Annotated in this window: 23 protein-coding genes; 6 read left to right on the top strand and 17 right to left on the bottom strand. The window is 66.3% G+C overall.

The window, feature by feature from the left end; all coding sequences use genetic code 11:
* Positions 1–33: 33 nt before the first annotated feature.
* Positions 34–1416 (bottom strand): heavy metal sensor histidine kinase, encoded by a 1383-nt coding sequence (locus tag V6W80_RS17450; protein ID WP_338544946.1) that lies wholly within the window; start codon positions 1414–1416, stop codon positions 34–36.
* Positions 1413–2084 (bottom strand): heavy metal response regulator transcription factor, encoded by a 672-nt coding sequence (locus V6W80_RS17445; RefSeq protein ID WP_093254533.1) that lies wholly within the window; start codon positions 2082–2084, stop codon positions 1413–1415. Before V6W80_RS17445 ends, V6W80_RS17450 begins: the two co-directional genes overlap by 4 nt.
* 120 nt (positions 2085–2204) lie before the next feature.
* Between V6W80_RS17445 and V6W80_RS17440 the strand changes: the two genes are divergently transcribed.
* The 4 genes from V6W80_RS17440 (at position 2205) to V6W80_RS17425 (ending at position 5333) form a co-directional block, all read left to right on the top strand.
* Positions 2205–2816: a hypothetical protein gene (locus V6W80_RS17440; protein WP_338544945.1), complete on the top strand. Its 612-nt coding sequence runs from the start codon at positions 2205–2207 to the stop codon at positions 2814–2816.
* A 65-nt stretch (positions 2817–2881) separates the two neighbouring features.
* A complete protein-coding gene (locus tag V6W80_RS17435; RefSeq protein ID WP_338544944.1) occupies positions 2882–3508 on the top strand; it encodes a cytochrome b/b6 domain-containing protein in 627 nt (208 codons plus the stop codon).
* Positions 3495–4250: a molybdopterin-dependent oxidoreductase gene (locus tag V6W80_RS17430; protein ID WP_017640012.1), complete on the top strand. Its 756-nt coding sequence runs from the start codon at positions 3495–3497 to the stop codon at positions 4248–4250. The genes V6W80_RS17435 and V6W80_RS17430 overlap by 14 nt, the downstream gene beginning before the upstream one ends.
* A gap of 201 nt (positions 4251–4451) precedes the next feature.
* Positions 4452–5333, top strand: coding sequence for an NAD(P)-dependent oxidoreductase (locus V6W80_RS17425; protein ID WP_338544943.1), 882 nt, complete (start codon positions 4452–4454; stop codon positions 5331–5333).
* A 42-nt stretch (positions 5334–5375) separates the two neighbouring features.
* On the opposite strand, the gene mqo is transcribed toward V6W80_RS17425, so the two are convergent.
* From mqo to V6W80_RS17410, 3 genes are all read right to left on the bottom strand, one after another.
* Positions 5376–6881 (bottom strand): malate dehydrogenase (quinone), encoded by a 1506-nt coding sequence (gene mqo, locus V6W80_RS17420; RefSeq protein ID WP_430707817.1) that lies wholly within the window; start codon positions 6879–6881, stop codon positions 5376–5378.
* Between the two features lie 26 nt (positions 6882–6907).
* A complete protein-coding gene (locus tag V6W80_RS17415; protein WP_017640009.1) occupies positions 6908–7303 on the bottom strand; it encodes a cupin domain-containing protein in 396 nt (131 codons plus the stop codon).
* Between the two features lie 97 nt (positions 7304–7400).
* The gene (locus V6W80_RS17410) at positions 7401–8309 is read right to left on the bottom strand and encodes an AEC family transporter (RefSeq protein ID WP_017640008.1); all 909 of its coding nucleotides are present in this window, start codon (positions 8307–8309) and stop codon (positions 7401–7403) included.
* Positions 8310–8750: 441 nt separating this feature from the next.
* Between V6W80_RS17410 and V6W80_RS17405 the strand changes: the two genes are divergently transcribed.
* Entirely contained in the window at positions 8751–9575 is an 825-nt protein-coding gene (locus V6W80_RS17405; RefSeq protein WP_338547463.1) for an AraC family transcriptional regulator, read from the top strand.
* On the opposite strand, the gene V6W80_RS17400 is transcribed toward V6W80_RS17405, so the two are convergent.
* Positions 9555–10142, bottom strand: coding sequence for a LysE family translocator (locus tag V6W80_RS17400; protein WP_093254550.1), 588 nt, complete (start codon positions 10140–10142; stop codon positions 9555–9557). The genes V6W80_RS17405 and V6W80_RS17400 overlap by 21 nt on opposite strands.
* Before the next feature lie 207 nt (positions 10143–10349).
* The gene (locus tag V6W80_RS17395; RefSeq protein ID WP_160923344.1) at positions 10350–12572 is read right to left on the bottom strand and encodes an ATP-binding protein; all 2223 of its coding nucleotides are present in this window, start codon (positions 12570–12572) and stop codon (positions 10350–10352) included.
* A 253-nt stretch (positions 12573–12825) separates the two neighbouring features.
* On the opposite strand from V6W80_RS17395, the gene tadA reads away from it, so the two are divergent.
* On the top strand, positions 12826–13329 hold the full coding sequence (tadA, locus tag V6W80_RS17390) for a tRNA adenosine(34) deaminase TadA (RefSeq protein ID WP_184286115.1): 504 nt from the start codon (positions 12826–12828) through the stop codon (positions 13327–13329).
* Here the strand turns inward: tadA and V6W80_RS17385 are convergent.
* The 10 genes from V6W80_RS17385 to V6W80_RS17340 all read right to left on the bottom strand — a co-directional run bounded on the left by V6W80_RS17385 (position 13326) and on the right by V6W80_RS17340 (position 19632).
* Positions 13326–13724 carry a SufE family protein gene (locus V6W80_RS17385; protein ID WP_093254558.1) on the bottom strand — a complete coding sequence of 133 codons (399 nt, stop codon included), beginning with the start codon at positions 13722–13724 and terminating at the stop codon, positions 13326–13328. The genes tadA and V6W80_RS17385 overlap by 4 nt on opposite strands.
* Positions 13721–14929, bottom strand: a complete 1209-nt coding sequence (locus V6W80_RS17380; protein WP_338544941.1) for an aminotransferase class V-fold PLP-dependent enzyme — start codon at positions 14927–14929, stop codon at positions 13721–13723. The genes V6W80_RS17385 and V6W80_RS17380 overlap by 4 nt, the downstream gene beginning before the upstream one ends.
* A gap of 50 nt (positions 14930–14979) precedes the next feature.
* Positions 14980–16014, bottom strand: a complete 1035-nt coding sequence (gene dapD / locus V6W80_RS17375) for a 2,3,4,5-tetrahydropyridine-2,6-dicarboxylate N-succinyltransferase (RefSeq protein ID WP_338544940.1) — start codon at positions 16012–16014, stop codon at positions 14980–14982.
* Between the two features lie 73 nt (positions 16015–16087).
* Positions 16088–16450, bottom strand: coding sequence for an ArsC family reductase (locus V6W80_RS17370; protein WP_145155482.1), 363 nt, complete (start codon positions 16448–16450; stop codon positions 16088–16090).
* Positions 16451–16492: 42 nt separating this feature from the next.
* A complete protein-coding gene (locus V6W80_RS17365) occupies positions 16493–17593 on the bottom strand; it encodes a phage integrase Arm DNA-binding domain-containing protein (protein ID WP_338544939.1) in 1101 nt (366 codons plus the stop codon).
* Positions 17574–17789, bottom strand: a complete 216-nt coding sequence (locus tag V6W80_RS17360; RefSeq protein WP_058790612.1) for an excisionase — start codon at positions 17787–17789, stop codon at positions 17574–17576. Before V6W80_RS17360 ends, V6W80_RS17365 begins: the two co-directional genes overlap by 20 nt.
* Before the next feature lie 8 nt (positions 17790–17797).
* Positions 17798–18031: a hypothetical protein gene (locus V6W80_RS17355; RefSeq protein WP_058790611.1), complete on the bottom strand. Its 234-nt coding sequence runs from the start codon at positions 18029–18031 to the stop codon at positions 17798–17800.
* Positions 18015–18758 carry an HNH endonuclease gene (locus tag V6W80_RS17350; protein ID WP_338544938.1) on the bottom strand — a complete coding sequence of 248 codons (744 nt, stop codon included), beginning with the start codon at positions 18756–18758 and terminating at the stop codon, positions 18015–18017. The genes V6W80_RS17355 and V6W80_RS17350 overlap by 17 nt, the downstream gene beginning before the upstream one ends.
* A complete protein-coding gene (locus V6W80_RS17345; protein WP_338544937.1) occupies positions 18755–19306 on the bottom strand; it encodes an ead/Ea22-like family protein in 552 nt (183 codons plus the stop codon). The genes V6W80_RS17350 and V6W80_RS17345 overlap by 4 nt, the downstream gene beginning before the upstream one ends.
* Entirely contained in the window at positions 19303–19632 is a 330-nt protein-coding gene (locus V6W80_RS17340) for a hypothetical protein (protein ID WP_338544936.1), read from the bottom strand. The genes V6W80_RS17345 and V6W80_RS17340 overlap by 4 nt, the downstream gene beginning before the upstream one ends.
* Positions 19633–19657: the final 25 nt, after the last annotated feature.

The following is a 19657-nucleotide window of genomic DNA, read 5'->3' as shown; positions in this document are numbered from 1 at the left end:
GGCGGTTGCGTGGTTTGAGCGATAGGTCGCGGTTTAGGCTGCCGGGGTCGGGAAGACCAGGCTGAAATGGATGCCCCGTTCATTCTGCTCGACCTCGGCACGACCGCCATGCAGACGCATGATCGCGGCGACGATGGCCAGGCCCAGGCCGTTGGAATCATGGGGCTGATGACGCGAGGGATCGGCGCGATAGAAGCGATCGAATAGCCGTCGCAGGTGTTCCGGCGCCAGGGCGGGACCGGCATTGCTGACGCGGATGCGCCCGCCGTCCGCCTGCAGCTGGATCTCGCCATCCGGGTCGGCATAGCGGATGGCATTGGCCACCAGGTTGCTCAGGGCGCGGCGGAGCAGGAGCGGATCGGCGATCACCTCACCGCCGCCTGCCACGACGAGGCGCAGGCCGCGCTCGTCGGCCGGCCCTTCGAAATAGTCGGCGATGCGTGCCAGCTCTTCGGCCAGTTGCAGCGGTTGCGGTGTCAGCACCGCCTGGGCGTCGTCGGCGCGGGCAAGGAAGAGGATGCTCTCCACCAGCCGCGAGATGCGCTCCAGCTCTTCCAGGTTGGAGGCCAGCAGCGTCTGGTATTCCTCGCTGCTGCGTACCTGGCGCAGAGCGACCTCGGTATGGCCCATGAGGGCATTGATCGGGGTGCGGATCTCGTGGGCGAGGTCGGCGGAAAACTGCACCAGCCGACCATAGCCGTCGGCCAGCCGCGCCAGCATGGCGTTGTAGTTTTCCACCAGCGGTTGCAGCTCGCGCGGAGCATCGGCCAGTTCCAGGGGGGCAGCCAGCCGGGTTGGAGTGATGCCACCGGCATGGCGGGCGATGCGCCGCAAGGGGGCCAGGCCCCGGCGCAGCAGCAGATAGCCGAGCCCGGCGGTAGCCAGGAAGGCCAGGGTCACGGCGCCGAGCAGCCCCAGCCGGAAATCGGCCAGGGTGGTGTCCTCGTTGCGCAGCACATGGGCGGCGGTCAGTTCCACCGGTCCCTCGGGGGTGTTCACCGCGACCCGCGCCGCACGCCAGCGAATACCGTCGGCCAGCCGCCCTTCGCGCAGATCGGCCCGGGTCGGCCGCCGGGTCTGGGGGATGACAGGAAGGTCGGGAAGGGCGATCTGCAGCGGGTTGGAGGCGATCACCGGCTTGGCGCCCGGCGTGCCGATGAGAAAGACATCCTGCTCGTTGCCCAGCATGTTGGCGAACAGCTGCGGACTGCGGCCCAGGGTCTCCAGGGACAGGTCGGCACTGAGCAGGCTGCGAAAATGCGCGAGCCGGCCGAGCAGGGCGTAGTCGGCGCGCTCCAGCACGGTACGTTCCAGGCTGTGGTAGAGAAAGGCCCCCGCGCCGCCCACGGCGAGCAGCGCCACCAGGGCGAAACCCAGGGTGGCGCGCAGGATCAGTGAAGGCGCACGTGCACTCAAGGCCGGACCTCGCAGACATAGCCGATGCCGCGCACGGTATGGATCAGCTTGACCGGGTAGGGGTTGTCGACCTTGGCGCGCAGCCGCTTGATGGCCACGTCCACCACGTTGGTGTCGCTGTCGAAATTCATGTCCCAGACCTCGGCGGCGATCAGGGTACGCGACAGCACCTCGCCTTCGCGGCGCAGCAGCAGGTGCAGCAGGGCGAATTCCTTGTTGGTCAGGACGATGAGGTCGTCGCCACGGGTTACCCGCCGCCGCAGGAGGTCCAGCTGCAGATCGGCCAGGTGGAAGTGCTCGGGCTCGCGCACCACGCCACGGCGCAGCAGGGTGCGGATGCGCAGCAACAGCTCGACGAAGGAGAAAGGCTTGACCAGGTAGTCGTCGGCGCCCAGCTCCAGGCCGCGGATGCGATCCTGCAGACCGTCGCGGGCGGTAAGGAAAAGCACCGGCACGTCGAGCTTCTTGCGCAGCACCTCCATGATCTGCCAGCCGTCGATGCCGGGCAGCATGACGTCGAGGATGACCAGATCATAACGGCCGTCCAGGGCCAGGTGCAGGCCATCGGCGCCGTGCTGGGTCCAATCGACCGCGTAGCCGGATTCGCCGAGGCCCTTCTTCAGGTACTCGCCGGTCTTCTGGTCGTCTTCGATGAGGAGAATGTGCATGGCGTAATGGTAGGGCCTCCGGTCGCTTCGCTGGGTGACATTTTTGTCATTCGCCGGTCATCTTGCTGACCCCCCACGCGTCGCACTGTGGCGGGGCGATTCCCTATCCCAGGAGGTTTCATGCGTACCCAGACTCTGCTCCGTGGTTCCCTTGCCCTGCTGCTCGCCAGCAGCGCCCTGCTGGCCCAGGCCGCGCCCATGCCCACCGTCAAGCCCATGCGTGGCACCGTGGACAGCGTCCAGGGCGACACCCTGGCCTTCACCACCCGCAATGGTGCCCACCAAACCCTGATGCTGGACGACAAGACCAGCTACCGCGCCGTGTCCAAGGCCAACCTGGATCGCATCGAAGCCAACAGCTTCATCGGCTCCGCCGCCACCCCCCAGCCCGATGGCACCCTCAAGGCGCTGGAGGTGACGGTGTTCGAGGCTAGCCTGCGCGGCTCCGGTGAAGGCCACTACGGCTGGGAAAACGCCGACGGCAGCACCGGCACCATGACCAACGGCACCGTGGGCGAACTCAAGAAGGCCAACGGCCGTACCCTGACCGTGCAGTACAAGGGCGGTGAAAAGCAGCTGGTGGTACCGGAAGACGTGCCCATCGCCTATGTCGAGAAGGGCGACCGCAGCCTGCTCAAGCCTGGCGTCAAGGTGGTGCTGTTCCCCGCCGAAGACGGCAAGCACGCCAAGGGCGTGGCTGTCGGCAAGGACGGTTTCACCCCGCCCATGTAAGACCCCCCGCGGTCGCCTGATTGGGATGGCGACCGCCTCCATCTCGCGGTGAAGAGGGAAATGCCATGACCACCTCGCGACGGCGTCTGGTGCACCGCTGGCCGGTGCGCCTCACCCATTGGCTCAACGCCCTGGCGATGCCCTGCATGTTCATGAGCGGCTGGGCGATCTACAACGCCTCGCCGCTGTTCCCCTTCACCTTTCCCGCCTGGGCGACCCTCGGTGGTTGGCTGGGCGGCGCCATCGCCTGGCACCTGGCGGTCTTCTGGCTACTGCTGGCGAACGGCCTGATCTATCTGCTCTATGGCCTGTTCAGCGGCCACTTCCGGCGGGATTTCCTGCCGCTGTCACCGCGCGCCATCGGCCGTGATTTCGCCGCGGCCGTGCGCCTGCGTCTGGGACATCACCTCGGCACCTACAACGCCGTGCAGCGCCTGCTCTACTGGGGCGTGCTGGTCCTCGGGGTGCTGGTGGTGCTCTCCGGCCTGGCGATCTGGAAACCGGTGCAATTGCAGGGGCTGGCGGCCCTGCTCGGCGGCTTCGACACTGCCCGCTACGTGCATTTCTTCGCCATGGCCGGCATCGGCGCCTTCGTCGTCGTGCACCTGGCCCTGGTCATCCTGGTCCCCCGCACCCTGCCGCCGATGATCACCGGTCGGGCGCACGAGGAGGTTAACGATGAGTCGGCGTGAACGTCTGCGCCTGGAACCGGCGCAACAGCGGCAGGTGGAGAATCTGCAACGACGCCTGCTGCTCAAGCAGGGCCTTACGGTGGGTGCCCTGGCCATGCTCAGCGGCTGCAACCTGCAGGACGGCGACAGCGTCGACAAGGTGCTCTGGTCCATGTCGCGCTTCAACGACCGGGTGCAGGCCTGGCTGTTCGGCCGCGAACGCCTGGCGCCGACCTATGCCGCCAGCCAGATCACCGATCCCTTTCCCTTCAACGCCTTCTATCCCGAATACAACGTTCCGGAAGTCGACCTGAGCGATTACCGCCTGGAGGTCTCCGGCCTGGTCGCCAACAAGCAGGCCTGGACCCTGGAAGACCTGCGCCGCCTGCCGCAGCGCGCCGACATCACCCGCTTCATCTGCATCGAAGGCTGGAGTGCCATCGGCCAGTGGGGTGGGGTGCCCCTGCGTACCTTCCTCGAACGCATCGGCGCCGACACCACGGCCAAGTACGTCGGCTTCAAGTGCGCCGATCGCTACTACTCCAGCATCGACATGGCCTCGGCGCTGCATCCCCAGACCCTGCTGGCGCTGGACTTCGGCCAGGTGGCTCTGCCGCCGGACTACGGCTATCCGCTGCGCCTGCGGGTGCCCACCAAGCTCGGCTTCAAGAATCCCAAGCACATCCAGGCGCTGTTCGTGACCAACGACTATCCTGGCGGGTACTGGGAGGACCAGGGCTACAACTGGTTCAGCGGGATCTAGGCGCAACGTCTGCTGCGCGTCGGCCGAACTGCGTTGAAAAGACCTTCGGAATGCTCATTTACCACTCGTAAACTGCGCTTCCTCAGGTCTTTTCGCCTTGTTTGGCTCTAGCTCGCGAGACTTTGCCTAAGCTTTTGATGGCGGAACCCCGGCCCGGAGGTAGAGTCGAGATACCACCATCCTCTACCGGGAGCTCCCCTCATGTCAGCGCATCCCTCGATCGGTTTCATCGGCTTTGGCGCCATGGCCCAGCGCATGGGCGCCAACCTGCGCGAGGCCGGCTATCCGGTCCGCGCTTACGCCGAGCACCAGCAGGACGGCGAGCGCCACGGCACGCCCATGGAACCGCTGGCGACGCTGCTGCCTCAGGCAGAAGTGGTGATCGTCTCCCTGCCCAACGACGCCGTTCTCGAACAGGTCCTGCTCGGCGCCGACGGCGTGCTTGCCCGTCTGGAAAGCGGTCGCCTGCTGATCAATACCAGCACCAATTCGCCCGCGCTGTCGCTGCGCCTGGAAGCGGCCGGTCGCGCCCGTGGCATCGCCGTGGTCGAGGCGCCGGTGTCCGGCAGCACCCCCGAGGCGGAACAGGCGCAACTGGTGGTCCTGGCCGGCGGCGAACCCGAGGCCGTGGAGCGTGCGCGGCCGATCCTCGAAACCCTGAGCAAGACCGTGCATCACGTCGGTCCGACCGGGCAAGGCGCGGCCATCAAGCTGGCCATCAACGGCCTGATGGGCGCGGGTCTCGCCGCCCTGGCCGAAGCCCTGGCCTATGCCACCCGCGCCGGTCTCGATGCCGAGGTGCTGTTCGAGGTGTTCGGTGACCTGGCGGTGCTCTCGCCCCACCACCAGCGCAAGCTGGCCGCCCTGCGCGAGGGCGACTTCGCCGCGCAATTCCCGGCGGCGCTGATGCACAAGGACATGGGCCTCCTGCTGGCCGAACTCAACGCCACCTACCAGGGCGCCCCGACGCTCGCCGCTGCAGCGCAGCAACTGGCCCTGGGCGCCGAGCTGCATCCGGACGCCGACTACGTCATCACCGCCGATATCCTGTTGGAAGAAGCCGAAGACGCCGCTACCCGGTAAGGAGGATGGCCGCATGCCCGTGCATGCGGCCAAGGAGGAGCCTCACACGTCGGCGATCCCCAAGACCTTGGCGGTCTCGGCACGACTCTGCCGGCAGGCTGCCGCGTCGGTCTTCAAGTCGAGGCCGTAGGTCGGCAGGATGCGCCGCAACGCCGGCAGCCAGGCGTCTTCGGTGAGACGCTCCGGGAAGCAGGTTTCCAGCACCTCCAGAGCGATGGCTGCGGCTGTCGAAGCACCCGGCGAGGCGCCGAGCAGCGCGGCGATGGAGCGATCCGCGGCGCTTACCAGTTCAGTGCCGAATTCCAGTTCGCCCTTCTTGCTCAGCAGGCCATGCTGGCCGGTGGGCTTGATGGTCTGCACCCGTTGCCCGGCCACCGCTTCCTGCCAGTCGCGCTTCTTCGCCAGGGGGAAGAACTGCTGCAGCATGGCGAATTGCTGGCTGGAGCTCTGGAAGATCTGCCCGATCAGGTATTCGGTCAGGTCCAGGTTGTCCTTGGCCACGTTCAGCAGCGGCAGGATGTTGTCATGACGCAGCGAGGTGAAGAGATCGGTCAGGGCGCCGTGTTTGAGGAAGCGCGAGGAAAAGCCCGCATAGGGTCCGAACAGCAGCGAGCGCTGGCCGCCGACGATGCGGGTGTCCAGGTGTGGGACCGACATGGGCGGCGAACCCGAGGGCGCCTTGCCATAGACCTTGGCCTGATGCCGTTCGGCCAGCGCCGGGACGTCGCAGCGCAGCCAGATGCCGGAGATGGGAAAACCGCCGAAACCGTGCCCTTCGGGGATGCCGGACTTCTGCAGTAACGGCAGCGAGCCGCCACCGGCACCGATGAAGACGAACTTGGCGGTGACCTCCGTGCGCCCACCGTGCTCGACGTCCTCCACCGTCACCCGCCAGTGACCACTGTCGGTACGCGCCAGGTCCACCACCCGTTGGTGATAGTGCACGGCGAAACCGGATTGCTGACTGAGCTGGCGCACCAGCAGGTGGGTGAGGGCGCCATAGTCGACGTCGGTGCCGGTCACCATGCGCGTGGCGGCAACCGGCTCGTCGGCACCGCGTCCTTCCATGATCAGCGGTGCCCACTGAGCGATCTGGGCTCCGTCCTCGCTGTATTCCATGCCGTGATAGCAGTGATGGGCGCTCATCGTCCGATAGCGTTCGCGGAGGAAGGCTACGTTGTCCGCACCCCAGACGAAGCTCATATGGGGGCAGGCGTGGATGAAAGCCTGCGGGTCCGGGATCGCACCCTTGCGGACCAGGGAGGCCCAGAGCTGGCGCGAGAGATCGAACTGGGTATTCACCTTGAGCGCCTTGGCGATGTCGACGCTGCCGTCATTGCGCTGCGGCGTGTAGTTCAGCTCGCAGTTGGCGGCATGGCCAGTACCGGCGTTGTTCCAGCCCTGGGAACTCTCCTGGGCGCAATCGTGCAGGCTCTCGAACAGCGTCACGCTGAGGCTGGGGTCGAGTTCCTTGAGCAGGGTACCCAGGGTAGCGCTCATGATGCCGGCGCCGATCAACACGACGTCGGGCGAATCCGTGGAAGACAATGACGACATGACAGTTTCCTCAGGCATTACGCCGGCTGGTTGGGAACGAAGCGCAGGTTCGCGTTGGGCTCGTAGATGACGTAGGCACGCCGCCAGGGCTCGTCGCCGAGCAGCTTCCAGCGGTGCCCGGAGCCAGTGTCGTCCTGGGCCAGCAGGACGTCGCCGGGCCGCAGCACGAAGGTCTTGCCCGACTTGACCTCGAACTCCAGGGTGCCGCTCAGGGTGATGACGAACTGGGGCTGCGGGTCTTGGTGCCATTCGAAGGCACCTCCCGCCGTGGTTTCCTGGAAGGACAGCTCGTTTACCGCGATGGGCAGGCCTGAGGCCTTGCCATGCAGGCCTTCGCCCAGTTCCAACTGCCCTTCCTCGAACAACGAATTACCGTCGTTGCCGGTCCAGAGCCGTACACATCGAATGGCCATTTCTGTCTCCTGAAACATCGGTAGGTTGCTTGCGGCGCGGGTTTCACCAAGGCAACGGGGCACCCGCCGGGCCCCGGTTCACGTGAGGGCCGGCCTCTTACAGGCTGGCCGCCAGTACGATGCCCAGGGCTATTCCGGGAATGGCGAGCAGGGTGCTGAACAACACGCTGCGCGCTGCTTCCTCGGCATAGACGCCCTGGGCCATGGCCAGGCTGGGCGCCGCGGTGGCCGATGGCAGCAGGCCGAGCAGGAACACCTGCTGGAGCAGCTCGCCGTGCAGGCCCAGCGCCAGACCCATACCCAGCAGCACTAGCGGCTGCAGCAGATTCTTCAGCAGCAGGTTGCCGAGGATGTCCCGGTCGAAGCTTGGGCGGATGCTGGCCAGGATCAGGCCCAGGGTGAACAGGGCGACGCCGCCTGCCGCCCGGCCGATTTCGTCCGTCGCCGCCACCAGCAATGCCGGGGGCCGCAGGCCGAGCAGGGCGCAGGCCAGTCCCAGCAAGGGCAGCAGCACCAGTGGCTGGCGCACGGCCTTGGCGAGCGCCTGGGCGGCCCCGCCACTGCTCAAGAGCACCAGCGACAAGGGAATGATCACCAGGGTGACGATCAGGTTGCCGACGATCACCGCCAACAGGGCGGACGGGCCGACCGCCGCGAGCAGGACCGGCGGCCCGCAGTAGGCCATGTTGGGAAAGGCCACGGTGATGCCACGCAGGGTCGCCTCGCGCCAGTTGTGTCCGCCGCGCACGCGACCCAGCGCCAGGCCCAGTAGCCAGATACCGATCAGGCCGGTTGCCAGGGTCGCCACATAGGGCAGGTTGAGGATCTGTTCGGGCCGGGTCTTGGCGGCAGCGAGAAAGAGGCTGATGGGCAGGGCGAAGGTGACTACGAAGGCGGCGAGGATCTTGCTCGCCTCCGCAGGCATGACTCGCCAGCGACCGGCACACCAGCCGAGGGCGGTGACGAAGACGATAGGCGCGAGGGCCTGAGCGATGATCTCGATCATGGCCGCGCCCTCCCAGGGATGACGAGGGCGCCAGGGGCAGCGGCTGAAGGTGGTTGGCAGGTGAGTCGCGCGGGGATGTCGGCGGTACGACGGTTCATCCGAAACTCCTGAGCTGGGATCGACAAGGTGTTGCTCCAGGCGTGCCCTACGGCGGAGGTGGTGGCCTCGCCTGAAGCGCTCTGGAAGGCGGCTTTGCTCTCCTGTTGACGGTGTTTAGAAACTTTTGTTTACAGATTGTGTGCGGCAAATTGTCGCATCTAGACCTTGGTCGGATTCCCGTGCTTGCCTTCTTGTGATTTCACCTCTCGCTCTTCGCGCGGCTGCGCTTCCGCGCGCAGCGCCGGTCGCATCCTGGATGCGGGAGCGTTGCCCTTCCTCTAAGCTACCGGCTGGATTCCCGGGGCTACCCGGGCACTGGCGGTCCTTGCGGGGAGAAGGATGATGACCACCACCCCGAGTTTCTGGCGCGATCCCGCGCTGCCCTTTCTCGAAGCCCGATCCATCCAGGACGGTCGCGCGCTCTGCTATGCGCCCCATTCCCACGAGAGCTTTTCCATCGGCACCGTGCTGGGCGGTCGTAGCCGCTATCGCAATGGCCCGACCCGCGAACTGGTGGGGGCGGGCACCCTGGTGCTGATGAATCCCGGCGACGTCCATGCCTGCAATCCCCAGGGCGAGGACGCCTGGCGCTATCGCATGCTGCACGTGGACGCCACCTGGCTGGCCGGGCTGCAGCGTCCGGGCGCCGACGACTTCCAGCCGCTGGCCGTGCAGCTGTCCGGGGATGTCACCCTCTACGCTGGCCTGGAGGCCCTGCATGCCTGCCTAGTCGCCCCCGACAGCACCACACTGCAGCGCCAGAGCCGGGCGCTGCTGTACTTCGAAGCCGTGCTGGCGCGCCTGGGTCGCACGCCCGTTGCGATGTCGCTAAGGCGCGAGGATCGCCGCCTGCGTCGCGCCGCCGAGTTTCTCGATGCCCACTGCAGCGAGGGCGTCAGTCTCGACCAGCTCAGCCAGGTGGCGGATCTCTCGCCCACTCAGCTGATTCGCAGCTTTCGCCGGCGCTATGGCCTGACGCCCCACGCTTATCTGATCGACCGCCGCATCCGGCTGGCGCGGCAACGACTGCGCCAGGGCGAGGAGTTGGCGGAGGTCGCCCTGGCCACCGGCTTCGCCGACCAGGCGCATCTGCAGCGCACCTTCAAGCGCCTGGTGGCAGCTACCCCTGGCCAGTACCGCGCCGCTTCAACCCTCCCACAGCAGTGAGGCGGCGCACAGCACCAGCAGCACCGCCAGGCCGCGATTGAGCAGGCGCAGGCGGGGCGCCGCCAGGGCGCGACCGCGCAGCCATTCGCCGGCCACCGCCCAGCAGGCGAGCGAGGCGAAGCAGATCACCAGATAGAGGACGGCGAATAGCGCCAGGCGCCCGCGATCCTCGCCGACGAACAGGGCCACCCCGGCCGCGGCGGCGAGCCAGGCCTTGGGATTGAGCCACTGCAACAAGGCACCATCACGAAAGCCCGGACAGTGCCGCAGCTGGCCGGTGCCCAGGTCCCCGGAGGCCCTCGCCAGTTTCCACGCCAGGTACAGCAGAAAGAGCGCGCCGGCCGCGCGCAAGACCCAGAGCAGCATCGGCCAGGCCGCCAGCACCCCATGCAGGCCAAGGCCGACCGCCACCAGCAACACCACGAAGCCAAGGGTGGCGCCCGCGACATGCCACAGGGCCGGGCGCCAGCCATGGGTCAGGCCGGTATTGAAACCCACCAGGTTGACCGGGCCGGGCGAAAGAGAAGCCACCAGGGCAAAGGTGGCCATGGACAGGATAAGGGTCAGGGTCATCGCTAGGTCTCGTCGATTGCGCAGACTTGACCCTAGCGAGCGTGATCGCCCGCCGTATTGAAGAAAATGACCCTTCGAGCCCGACGAAAGGCGGGAATTCGCGGCGTTTCGCTGACGTCCATTACAGCGAGCCGAGCGCTCCCCCGGTGGTTTCAACGTCGCTGTCGGCCACCGGGGCTTTCTTTCTTCGCGTTCTGGCGGCTAGGGCGCAATGGGCAGGGTGAAGGTGAAGGTACTGCCCTCGCCCAGGGCACTGGTGACGCTCAGCTCGCCACCATGGGCCTCGACGATGCCCTTGGCGATATACAGCCCCAGCCCATGGCCGGTGGGGTTGTCTTCCTGCACATGCCAGAAACGCTCGAAGACCCGCGCCTGCTGCGCCTGGCTCATGCCACGACCGTTGTCGCTCACACTGATCTGGGCCATGGGACCGACCCGCTGCATGCTCAGTTGGACCAGACCACCCGGCGCGGTGAATTTGATGGCATTGCCCAGCAGATTCATCAGCACCTGGAAGATGCGCTCGGCTTCCACCAGCACCTGAATATCCTGATCGGCCGCGTATTCCAGGCTGATGTTCTTGATCTCCGCCAGCGGTCGCGACAGCAGGATGGGTTGCGCACAGACGTCGGCCAGACGTGCCTGTTTCAGATCTAGCGCCAGGCGATCGGATTCGATCTTCGACAGGTCCAGCAGGTCACTGATCAGGGCATTCATGCGGTTGGCCGCGGTCTCTATCACCTCCAGCGAACTGGGCAGGCGGTCATCGCCCAGCGCCAGCTTTTCCAGCTGGCGCTGCAGCATCCCGACCTTCATCAGGATAATGGTGATGGGGCTGCGCAGGTCGTGGGAGACCGCCGCGACGATCTCGTCGCGCAGGCGTACCGCCTGGCGCTCACGCTCGACCTGACGCGCCAGGTCCAGCTCGATGGCCGAACGGCGCAGGTCCTTGGCGGCGAACAGGTCGGATGGGCGCCAGCGCTGGGAGCGCAGCTGTACCAGTTCTTTCCAGGCGTCGAAGGAGCGCCGTGGATGGGGATAGTTGAGGCCAGGACCCGATGCGGGCGCCGTGGGCTCCAGCTTGGCCGGATTACCGCTCCAGACCACGGTGGTCACGATCTCCGGGCGGAACCAGAGCACCAGGTTACGTACCGGTTTGGGGAGCGCCAGCGCCAGGACGCCACTGGCCCGGTCGCTGTAGCGACGGGCATCGGGCAGTTCGTCGGCCAGGCAGCGCGTCGCATAGATGCCCGAGGCGTCCATCTCGGCGGTGACCCAGGCGGCGAGGATACGGACGTCTTCCGCACTGGGGCATTCGCCCAGGCTGCAGAGCTCGTCCTCCACCAGCACCGCGACACCGGTGGCATCCACCAGCTCCAGCAGATCCGTTGCCCGCTCGCACAGGCCGCTGAGCACCTCGCCGCGGCTGTCGCACATCCCCTGGATCAGCGCGGCCAATTGCGCCTCGCGGGCATCGATCTCGCGCTGGACCTGGCGATTCTCCAGCGCGCGGATCATCAGGGACACCAGCACCCCGACCGAGCGGCAGGCCATCCGGGTGCGATAGGGCAGGTACAGCGGCTCGCGATGGCCACAGCTGATCAGCCCCCAGAGCTTGTCGTCGCTGATCAGCGAAACGCTCATGGAGGCACGCAGACCCTGGTTGCGCACGTACTGGCAATGGATGGGCGACACGCTGCGCAGCACGGCGTGGGTCAGGTCGATCGGATCCCGCTCACTGCCGTGTAGAAAGGCCGGCACCAGGGGCACTGCCTGGTACTGGGCGTCGGGAATGTTGCGGATCCAGTTCTCATGATAGAGCGCCCGCGCCTGGGCAGGAATGTCGGCTGCGGGGAAGTGCATGCCCAGATAGCTGTCGATATCCTCGACGCGGTCCTCGGCCACCACCTGACCATCGCCACCGTCGTCGAAACGATAGACCACCACTCGGTCGAAGCCGGTCAGCGCCCGCACTTCCCGTACCGCGCCTTCGCACAGCTCGGGCAGGGTACGCGCCTGTTGCAGACGCGCCAGGGCGCGGGCCAGGCCCGCCGGCTCGACACCGCCGTGGTCATCCGGCTCGAATTCCAGGAACACCAGCCCATGATTGCGATGCAGGATCACGTCCATGTCGCGAATCGGGCGCGTCCAGCTCAACGGATTGGCTTCTTCCAGATGTTCCAGCGTCAGCGCCTGTCGCACCTGTTCCAACAGGTCGACGGGCAGGACCTGCTGCAGCGGCCGACCCAGCAACTCCACCTGCGGCTTGCCCAGCAACTCGGGCAGGTTGTGACTGACATGCTTGACCAGCCCCTCCACCTCCTCGAAAGCGATGAGATAGCCATGTGCCTGGATAGCGCCTGGAATGCGGATCGGCTCGCTTTCGCAGCTTTGCAGCGACTGACCGGAGGGTGCAGCAATCATGCGACTGTCTCAAATGAACTCTTGAATAGGACCGCTCCAGGGCGATCCTGTTAAAGCTTTAGCACCGAATGGCTGTGAATGTGATGCCGGTCACACAGTTTCAGCATCCGTTGCACTAGTTTCGCATTCGCAGTAGCCGATAACGATTATTGCGCTTCTCTTTCGGACGAAGGGTTCTTGGACTGACCTGAGATGTCCTGGCTGGCCTCCGTGCCTGACGGCGGTATCATGGGCTTTTGCCCAGAGTCCCGACATGGCCCGCTTCCGTCCCTTGCCCATCATCGACCGCAGCCGGGATGACCTATTCATGCGTGAAGCCCTGGCCCTGGCGGAGCAGGGCGCGGGGCAGGGCGAGGTGCCAGTCGGCGCGGTGGTGGTGCTGGACGGAGAAGTCATAGGCCGGGGGTTCAATCGGCCCATCGGGGCCCATGATCCCAGCGCCCACGCCGAGATGCAGGCCATCCGCGATGCCGCCGCGCGCCTGGCCAACTACCGGCTGCCGGGGGCGACCCTCTATGTGACGCTCGAACCCTGCAGCATGTGCGCCGGCCTCATCGTCCACAGTCGCATCCAGCGGCTGGTCTATGGCGCCAGCGAGCCCCGCGCCGGCATGGCCCAGAGTCGCGGTCGCTTCTTCGAGCAGGACTTTCTCAACCATCGGGTGCTGGTGGAAGGCGGGGTGCTGGCCGAGGCCTGCGGCCAGGTGCTGACCGAGTTCTTTCGCGCGCGACGCCATCCGGTGGCTGGCGAGGGTTAGGCCGCCAGTTCGCGCATCCGCGTGAGCACCGCATTCAGGCCATTGCTGCGCGATTGCGATAGCTGCCGTTCCAGGCCCAGCTCGGTCAGCCAGCCATGGATATCGAGACGGCCCAACTCGTCGCGGGTCAGGCCATTGGCCCGCACCAGCACCACCGCGAGCAGCCCCTTGAGTACCCGGGATTCGCTGCTGGCGCGAAAGAAGTGGCGATCGCCCTGGGCTTCATGGGTCAGGCGTACCCGGCTCTCGCAGCCCTGTACCAGATCCTCGTCGCGTTCTTCGCGCACCGCCGGCAGGCGCTCGGCCCACTGCAGCAGCAGGCGCGAGCGCGCTTCCCAGCCCTTGGCGATGACGAAGGCGCGGCGGGCTTCCGCTGCATCGGGAAGCAGATTCATCGCAAGAGCTCCAGGGCGTTGTCGAGTGCCGTGAAAAAGCGCTGCAGGTCTTCGGCATCGTTGTACAGGCCCAGGGACACCCGCAATGCACCAGGTGTCTGCAGGGTCTGGAACAGCGGCATGGCGCAGTGCTGACCGGCACGCACCGCGATGCCCTGTTCACCCAGCAGGTGGGAAAGATCGCCGACATCGACGCCAGCTACCTGGAAACTGGCCAGGGCGATCTGCGGCTCGCCCAGTACCCGGACACCCTCGCGGGCGGCCAGCCCGGCCAGCAGCTTCAGACTCAGGGCCTGCTCGTGACCGCGGATCAGCGTCTCATCCTGGCCCTGAAGCCAGTCGACCGCCGCGCCCAGGGCGATGGCCGCCCCTATGGGCGGCGTCCCCGCCTCGAAGCCCATGGGGGCAGCGTGAAAGCGGGCGTCGGTGAAGGAGGTGTGCTGCACCATCTCGCCACCGAATTGCCAGGGCTTGAGCTGCGCCAGGCAGTCGGCCTTGCCCCAGAGCACGCCGATGGCCTCGGGCGCATAGAGCTTGTGGCCGGAAAAGACATAGAAATCGGCGTCGAAGTCGCCTGGGCGATGACGTCCGTGGACCGCGCCCTGGGCGCCGTCCACCACCAGCCAGGCCGGCGAGCATGCCCGTACCAGGGCGGCGAGCTCCGCCAGCGGCTGCCAGGTGCCAAGGACATTGGACAGCTGGCTGACCGCGACCACGCGCGTTCTCGGCCCCAGCAACCGCTCGGCGGCTTCCAGATCCAGATGACCGCTCGGGGTCAGGGGGATGACCCTGAGTTCAAGGTCTCGACGCCGGGCCAACTGCTGCCAGGGCAGCAGGTTGGCGTGGTGCTCCAAGGCGCTGATGAGAATCTCGTCACCCGTGGCGAAGCTGTCTTCCAGACCATAGGCCAGCAGGTTGAGCGCCTCGGTGGCACCGCGGGTCAGCACCACCTCGTGCGGCGAGGCGGCGCCCAGCCAGGCGGCGATCCGCCCCCGGGCGCCTTCGTAGGCAGCGGTGGTACGCTCGGCCGCCCAGTGCTGGGCCCGGTGCACATTGGCCGCGCCCAAGCGGTAGCTGGCCAGCAGGGCATCCAGCACCACCTGGGGCTTCTGCGCCGTGGCGGCGCTGTCGAGATAGGTGATGCCATCGGCGGCGAAGGCGGTAAAAGCCGGAAATTCGGCTCTCCAAGGGGAGGGTAGCGACATGGCGACAGCTCCGGGGTAGCCCGCATGGCGCGGGCTGCCCGGTTGTGGACTCAGTTGTGCGCGTGCAGCGCTTCGTTGAGTTCGATGGCGGTCTTGTTGGTCTTGCATTCGACCGCGCCGGTTTCCGAATTGCGGCGCAGCAGCAGATCGCTCTGACCGGCCAATTCGCGGGCCTTGACCACCCGCACCAGCTGGTTCTGGTCGTCCAGCACCGCCACCTTGGTCCCGGCGGTCACATAGAGACCGGATTCCACGGTGCAGCGATCGCCCAGCGGGATGCCGATGCCGGCGTTGGCGCCGATCAGGCAGCCTTCGCCGACGCTGATGATGATGTTGCCACCGCCCGACAGGGTGCCCATGGTGGAGCAGCCGCCGCCCAGGTCCGAGCCCTTGCCGACGAAGACGCCCGCGGAGACGCGGCCTTCGATCATGCCGGGGCCGGCGGTACCGGCGTTGAAGTTGACGAAGCCTTCGTGCATCACGGTGGTGCCTTCACCCACGTAGGCACCCAGGCGCACGCGGGCGGTATCGGCGATGCGCACGCCGGCCGGCACCACGTAGTCGGTCATCTTGGGGAATTTGTCCACCGAGAAGACTTCCAGCAACTTGCCGCGCAGACGGGCTTCCAACTGCTCGGCCGGCAGCTCGGCCAGGTCCACGGCGCCCTGGTTGGTCCAGGCCACGTTGGGCAGCAGGGCGAAGATGCCGCTGAGGTTCAGGCCATGGGGTTTGACCAGGCGATGGGACAGCAGATGCAGCTTCAGGTAGGCCTCGGGGGTGGAGGCGGGGGCGGCGTCTTCGGCCAGCAGGGTGGCCACCAGCGGCTTGGTGCTTTCCGCCAGGCGGGTCAGCAACGCCGATTGCACGGCATCAATGCCCTTGAGGGCTTCGGCCAGACCGCGTGCCTGGGCCGGCGCGAAGGCGATGGCCTGGTTGCCGCCCTGGTAGTCCAGCAGCGGTGCGACCGCGTCGACCATCGCCGCCGGCGGATTCAGCAGGGGCTGCGCATAGAAGACTTCCAGCCAGGCGTCCTGGCGATTCTGGGTGCCGACACCGAAGGCGATACTGAAGAGGGCATTCGACATATGACTGTTCCTGTGCAGAGGCACCGATCCGGTCGGTGCGAGATGTTCGGTAGTAGGGGCGGAGGCCGCGGGGTCAGTTCAGGGCCGCGGCATAGAGCTCGGGCTTGAAGCCCAGCAGGGTACGGTCGCCGAGATCGAGCACGGGGCGCTTGATCATCGAGGGTTGCGCCAGCATCAGGTCGATGGCCTTGGCGGTATCGAGGTCGGCCTTCTGGGCGTCGTCGAGTTTGCGGAAGGTGGTGCCGGCGCGATTGAGCACCTTGTCCCAGCCATGTTCCGCGCACCAGGCCGCCAACCGTTCGCGGTCGATGCCGCTCTGCTTGTAGTCATGGAAGTGATAGGCCTGGCCGTGCTCGTCGAGCCATAGGCGGGCCTTCTTCATGGTGTCACAGGCCTTGATGCCGTAGAGGCTCAGACTGTAGGTTTCACGCGGCATAGAGGACTTCTCCAAAACCTCTCCAAAATCTCTCCAAAACTATTATGCCACGCTGACCCACTCGGCGCCCCGGCTGTCCCGGTAGATCGCCGTGGTTTTCGACGACTTGTGGCCGAGCAATGCCTGGGCACTCCGGCCCTCGGCTTCATGCAGGCGCGCCGCCAGCGATCGCTGCTCGTGGAAGGTCGGCGGGGAGTCGCCGAACGTGATGCCGGCCTTGGCCGCCGCCCGGTCCCGCGCCTCCGCGAAGGCCTTCGACAGGGTGTCGAGCATCAGCGGATCACCGGGCTTGGCCGCGCTGACTCGCTTCGAGTGGTGGATCAGGGTCTTGGCCAGCACCCGGTCCCGGCACGAGCGGATGACCTCGCCCAGTTCCAGGCCCAGGCACTCCAGCCGGATCTCGGTGCTCAGCCTGAGCCTCATCCCTGTCTTCGACTGCTCCACCTGCAGCGCGCCGTCCACCACGTCTCGGAACTGCATGCGCGCCAGGTCATCCCGCCGCTGCCCCGTCAGCACCGCCAGCTCCATGGCTCTCTTCAGCCAGGGCTGCCTGGCCTCCTCATAGATCAGCCGCCAGGTCTCCAGCGTGAGCCGCTGGCGCTGAATCGTCACCCGGGCCGCCTTCGTCACGTCGACGGGGTTGTCCTTCCGCCAGCCGGCGGCGATCGCCTCATTGAAGACGTCCCGCAGCAGAGAGCGCATCGCCCTGGCCATCTGCGCCTTCCCGGCCTCGGCCATCTCCTTCAGGTAGGAGGCCACGGCGAAGGTCGAGATCTCACCGATGTCCTGATCCCCGAAGCGCTTCACCAGGTTGGCCAGCCGCATCCGCACGTTGCGCACGGACGACGGCGCCAAGCCCTTCTTCTCATAGTCCTTCTGGTACTGCTCGATCCACGATGCGAACGGTCGGCGCGGCGCCGAGGCTATCCGCTCCGCCAGACTGGGCAGCGCCCGGCCCATCAGGTCGAGGTTCTGGGTGTGGGCTTCCATGATGGCGGCCTGCTTGTCGGTGCCCAGGCCGAAGGTCCGGCCGGACACCGGGTCGCGATAGCTGTAGTAGGTGACCCCGTTGCGGGTGTCGAGCTTGCGGTAGAGGTTGGGCGGGAGGTCTTTCGATCCGGTCTTACGCGGCCTTGCTGCCATGGCGTTTCTCCGTCACTCGGGCCCGCAGCGATCCGGGCTTGATGTACTGGGCATCCGGGTCCACATAGTAGCTGCGGCCATGCTTCACCGGCGCCGGGAAGATCCGGCCCTCGCGTGCCCATTTGCGCAGAGTGTTCAGGGCGGGCTGTGGGTCGAAGTTCGTCTCGCCCCACTTCTCCAGGGTCATCTTGGGCATATCGCCTCCTAGTGGCCGTGGCCAATGCCGGGACGCTTGGGCCCCGGCTCGACATCAATGAAGCCGGAGCCCTTGAAGTCCCCGTCAGTCGCACGCGCCATGTCGATTTCAAGCTTCGCGGTCTGATTTACCTCGGCAGCCACCATGGCAACGGCCTTGGCCTGTTCGGTGCTCACCTTCCCGGAGAGGACCCCTTCCATCGTCCGCCCGAGGATATCTCGCAGGTCATTCAGATTTTTCACGGTCTTTCTCCAGTCGTTTGAGCTTGGCCAGGAATTGGCCCAGGGCCTTCGCAGCTCGTTGGTAGGGGAGCGGGTATCGGGCGATGGTGATGCGCGCCATGTGGTCGGTGCCGCTGATCAACTCCAGATTCTCCAGAGCGATGTTCAGCGGGTTGCGGTCCTTGAAGGTGACCAGGTGGCCTGGCGGGATCGGGCCGTGTGCTGCCTCCCAGACAACGCGCTGGGCGCGGATCCAGTCGACGTGCGGGTTGCCGGTGTCGGCCACCTTTGTGAATAGCTTGCCTCCCTGCGGGCGAGTCGTGCCGAGGGGCAGGAGGCTGCTGTTCCTGGCGCCGGCGGCAGCGCGCCTGCGCATATGCTCGCTATGGCGCCGATGCCGTTCCCTGATGTCCGGGCTCTCCTCTCGCTTCAGCCCCAGCTTTGAGGCCCGGACCCTGATGGCTATTGGCGTCCGATTGAGCGCCGCGCAGAGCTCGTGCATTGGAGCGGACGAGTAAAGCCGCCAGAGCACGCTGTCATCCTCATCCGTCCATGGTTGCTTGTTGCTCAAGCCCAGCACGCTGGCGCGCGTGAAAACGGCCTGCGGTGTGCGTCCCAGCATCAGGGCTATCTCTTGACCGGTGAGCTCGCCGTGGTGCCTGCGAAGCATCTCATCGTCTTCAGCAGTCCATCTTCGCGTCCGATCTGACTTAGCAGGTAAGTTGATTGCGGGTGCCATTTGGCTCATGGCTGCTCCTTGGTCATCGCCTGCTCGTGGCGCTCGACAATCCCCTTCGCGGCGTTCCAGATCGAACACCAGGCGCAGGGCTTTCCGGCCAGCTCGCCGTTGTCGCTGTCCCACACGCCCGGAACCCTGTGCCCATGTCCTGGGCCATTTCCGTCTGAGCCCTTGTGCCGATGAGGAAATTCACCTACTACGCCGCGCATCAAGCCGATCAGCTCCGCGTTCTCCGCCTTGAGCTGGTCGCGCTCAGCGCAGACGCTCTGCATGTGGGCGACGGCGTTCTCGTGGTTGGCGATGGCTGTGTCCAGCTCATCCAGCAGGGCCAGGACGGTGGCCGGGTCGGCTGCGACGATGAAGTCCAGATCCTCCTGGCGCGCGGCCAGGTCGGGGTGGTTGTCGCCGCGATGGGTGGTGGGTGCCAGGACATCTCCATCGGCGAACCGTCCCCCAGCCGTACCGATGCGCCGCCAGCTGTTGCTGGCCTGCAACTCCCAGGGGCCTGGAGTAGCTCGGCTGGCGCGCTCGCGCAGCTGCTGTACGAGGATGGTCATGGCTGCTCACCCTCCACCTTCGTGTTGATCTCAAAGAGTGGCAGGCGATCGCCCTCGGGGTCGCTGGCAGCGTGGACCTTGACGGAAATGGCGCCCAGGCCATCGTCCACCCAGGTGTGGTGATCGGGCATCTGAAAGCCCAGGGCTTCAGGACTGATTCCCAGCGCCTCTGCACCCGCCAGGAACAGCTCACGAGTGGCCTTCATCTGGGCCAGGCCGATGCCAAGCTCCCTGCAGCAGTCTTGGATGCGATCTGCCGGGACCTTCTCGAAGATGTCGTTGAGGGTGCGCAGCTCGTAGGTGATCGGTGCGTTTTCCGTAGACATGACAGTCCTCATCCCGCGCCAGGGC

The organism is Pseudomonas benzopyrenica (assembly GCF_036884265.1).
Classification (GTDB): Bacteria; Pseudomonadota; Gammaproteobacteria; order Pseudomonadales; family Pseudomonadaceae; genus Chryseomonas; species Chryseomonas benzopyrenica.
The sequence above is the reverse complement of the archived record's forward strand: the minus strand, read 5'-3'. Positions and strand labels throughout refer to the sequence as shown.

Excerpts from the sequence above, each read along its gene's own strand:
- V6W80_RS17370 (WP_145155482.1), bottom strand. The coding sequence starts at position 16,450 with ATGCCGCGTGAAACCTACAGTCTGAGCCTCTACGGCATCAAGGCCTGT.
- V6W80_RS17395 (WP_160923344.1), bottom strand. The coding sequence starts at position 12,572 with ATGATTGCTGCACCCTCCGGTCAGTCGCTGCAAAGCTGCGAAAGCGAG.
- dapD (WP_338544940.1), bottom strand. The coding sequence starts at position 16,014 with ATGTCGAATGCCCTCTTCAGTATCGCCTTCGGTGTCGGCACCCAGAAT.
- V6W80_RS17410 (WP_017640008.1), bottom strand. The coding sequence starts at position 8,309 with ATGATCGAGATCATCGCTCAGGCCCTCGCGCCTATCGTCTTCGTCACC.
- V6W80_RS17430 (WP_017640012.1), top strand. The coding sequence starts at position 3,495 with ATGAGTCGGCGTGAACGTCTGCGCCTGGAACCGGCGCAACAGCGGCAG.
- V6W80_RS17425 (WP_338544943.1), top strand. The coding sequence starts at position 4,452 with ATGTCAGCGCATCCCTCGATCGGTTTCATCGGCTTTGGCGCCATGGCC.
- V6W80_RS17380 (WP_338544941.1), bottom strand. The coding sequence starts at position 14,929 with ATGTCGCTACCCTCCCCTTGGAGAGCCGAATTTCCGGCTTTTACCGCC.
- V6W80_RS17405 (WP_338547463.1), top strand. The coding sequence starts at position 8,751 with ATGACCACCACCCCGAGTTTCTGGCGCGATCCCGCGCTGCCCTTTCTC.
- V6W80_RS17365 (WP_338544939.1), bottom strand. The coding sequence starts at position 17,593 with ATGGCAGCAAGGCCGCGTAAGACCGGATCGAAAGACCTCCCGCCCAAC.
- V6W80_RS17445 (WP_093254533.1), bottom strand. The coding sequence starts at position 2,084 with ATGCACATTCTCCTCATCGAAGACGACCAGAAGACCGGCGAGTACCTG.
- V6W80_RS17345 (WP_338544937.1), bottom strand. The coding sequence starts at position 19,306 with ATGACCATCCTCGTACAGCAGCTGCGCGAGCGCGCCAGCCGAGCTACT.
- V6W80_RS17415 (WP_017640009.1), bottom strand. The coding sequence starts at position 7,303 with ATGGCCATTCGATGTGTACGGCTCTGGACCGGCAACGACGGTAATTCG.
- tadA (WP_184286115.1), top strand. The coding sequence starts at position 12,826 with ATGGCCCGCTTCCGTCCCTTGCCCATCATCGACCGCAGCCGGGATGAC.
- V6W80_RS17350 (WP_338544938.1), bottom strand. The coding sequence starts at position 18,758 with ATGAGCCAAATGGCACCCGCAATCAACTTACCTGCTAAGTCAGATCGG.
- V6W80_RS17340 (WP_338544936.1), bottom strand. The coding sequence starts at position 19,632 with ATGTCTACGGAAAACGCACCGATCACCTACGAGCTGCGCACCCTCAAC.
- V6W80_RS17440 (WP_338544945.1), top strand. The coding sequence starts at position 2,205 with ATGCGTACCCAGACTCTGCTCCGTGGTTCCCTTGCCCTGCTGCTCGCC.
- V6W80_RS17385 (WP_093254558.1), bottom strand. The coding sequence starts at position 13,724 with ATGAATCTGCTTCCCGATGCAGCGGAAGCCCGCCGCGCCTTCGTCATC.
- V6W80_RS17360 (WP_058790612.1), bottom strand. The coding sequence starts at position 17,789 with ATGCCCAAGATGACCCTGGAGAAGTGGGGCGAGACGAACTTCGACCCA.
- V6W80_RS17435 (WP_338544944.1), top strand. The coding sequence starts at position 2,882 with ATGACCACCTCGCGACGGCGTCTGGTGCACCGCTGGCCGGTGCGCCTC.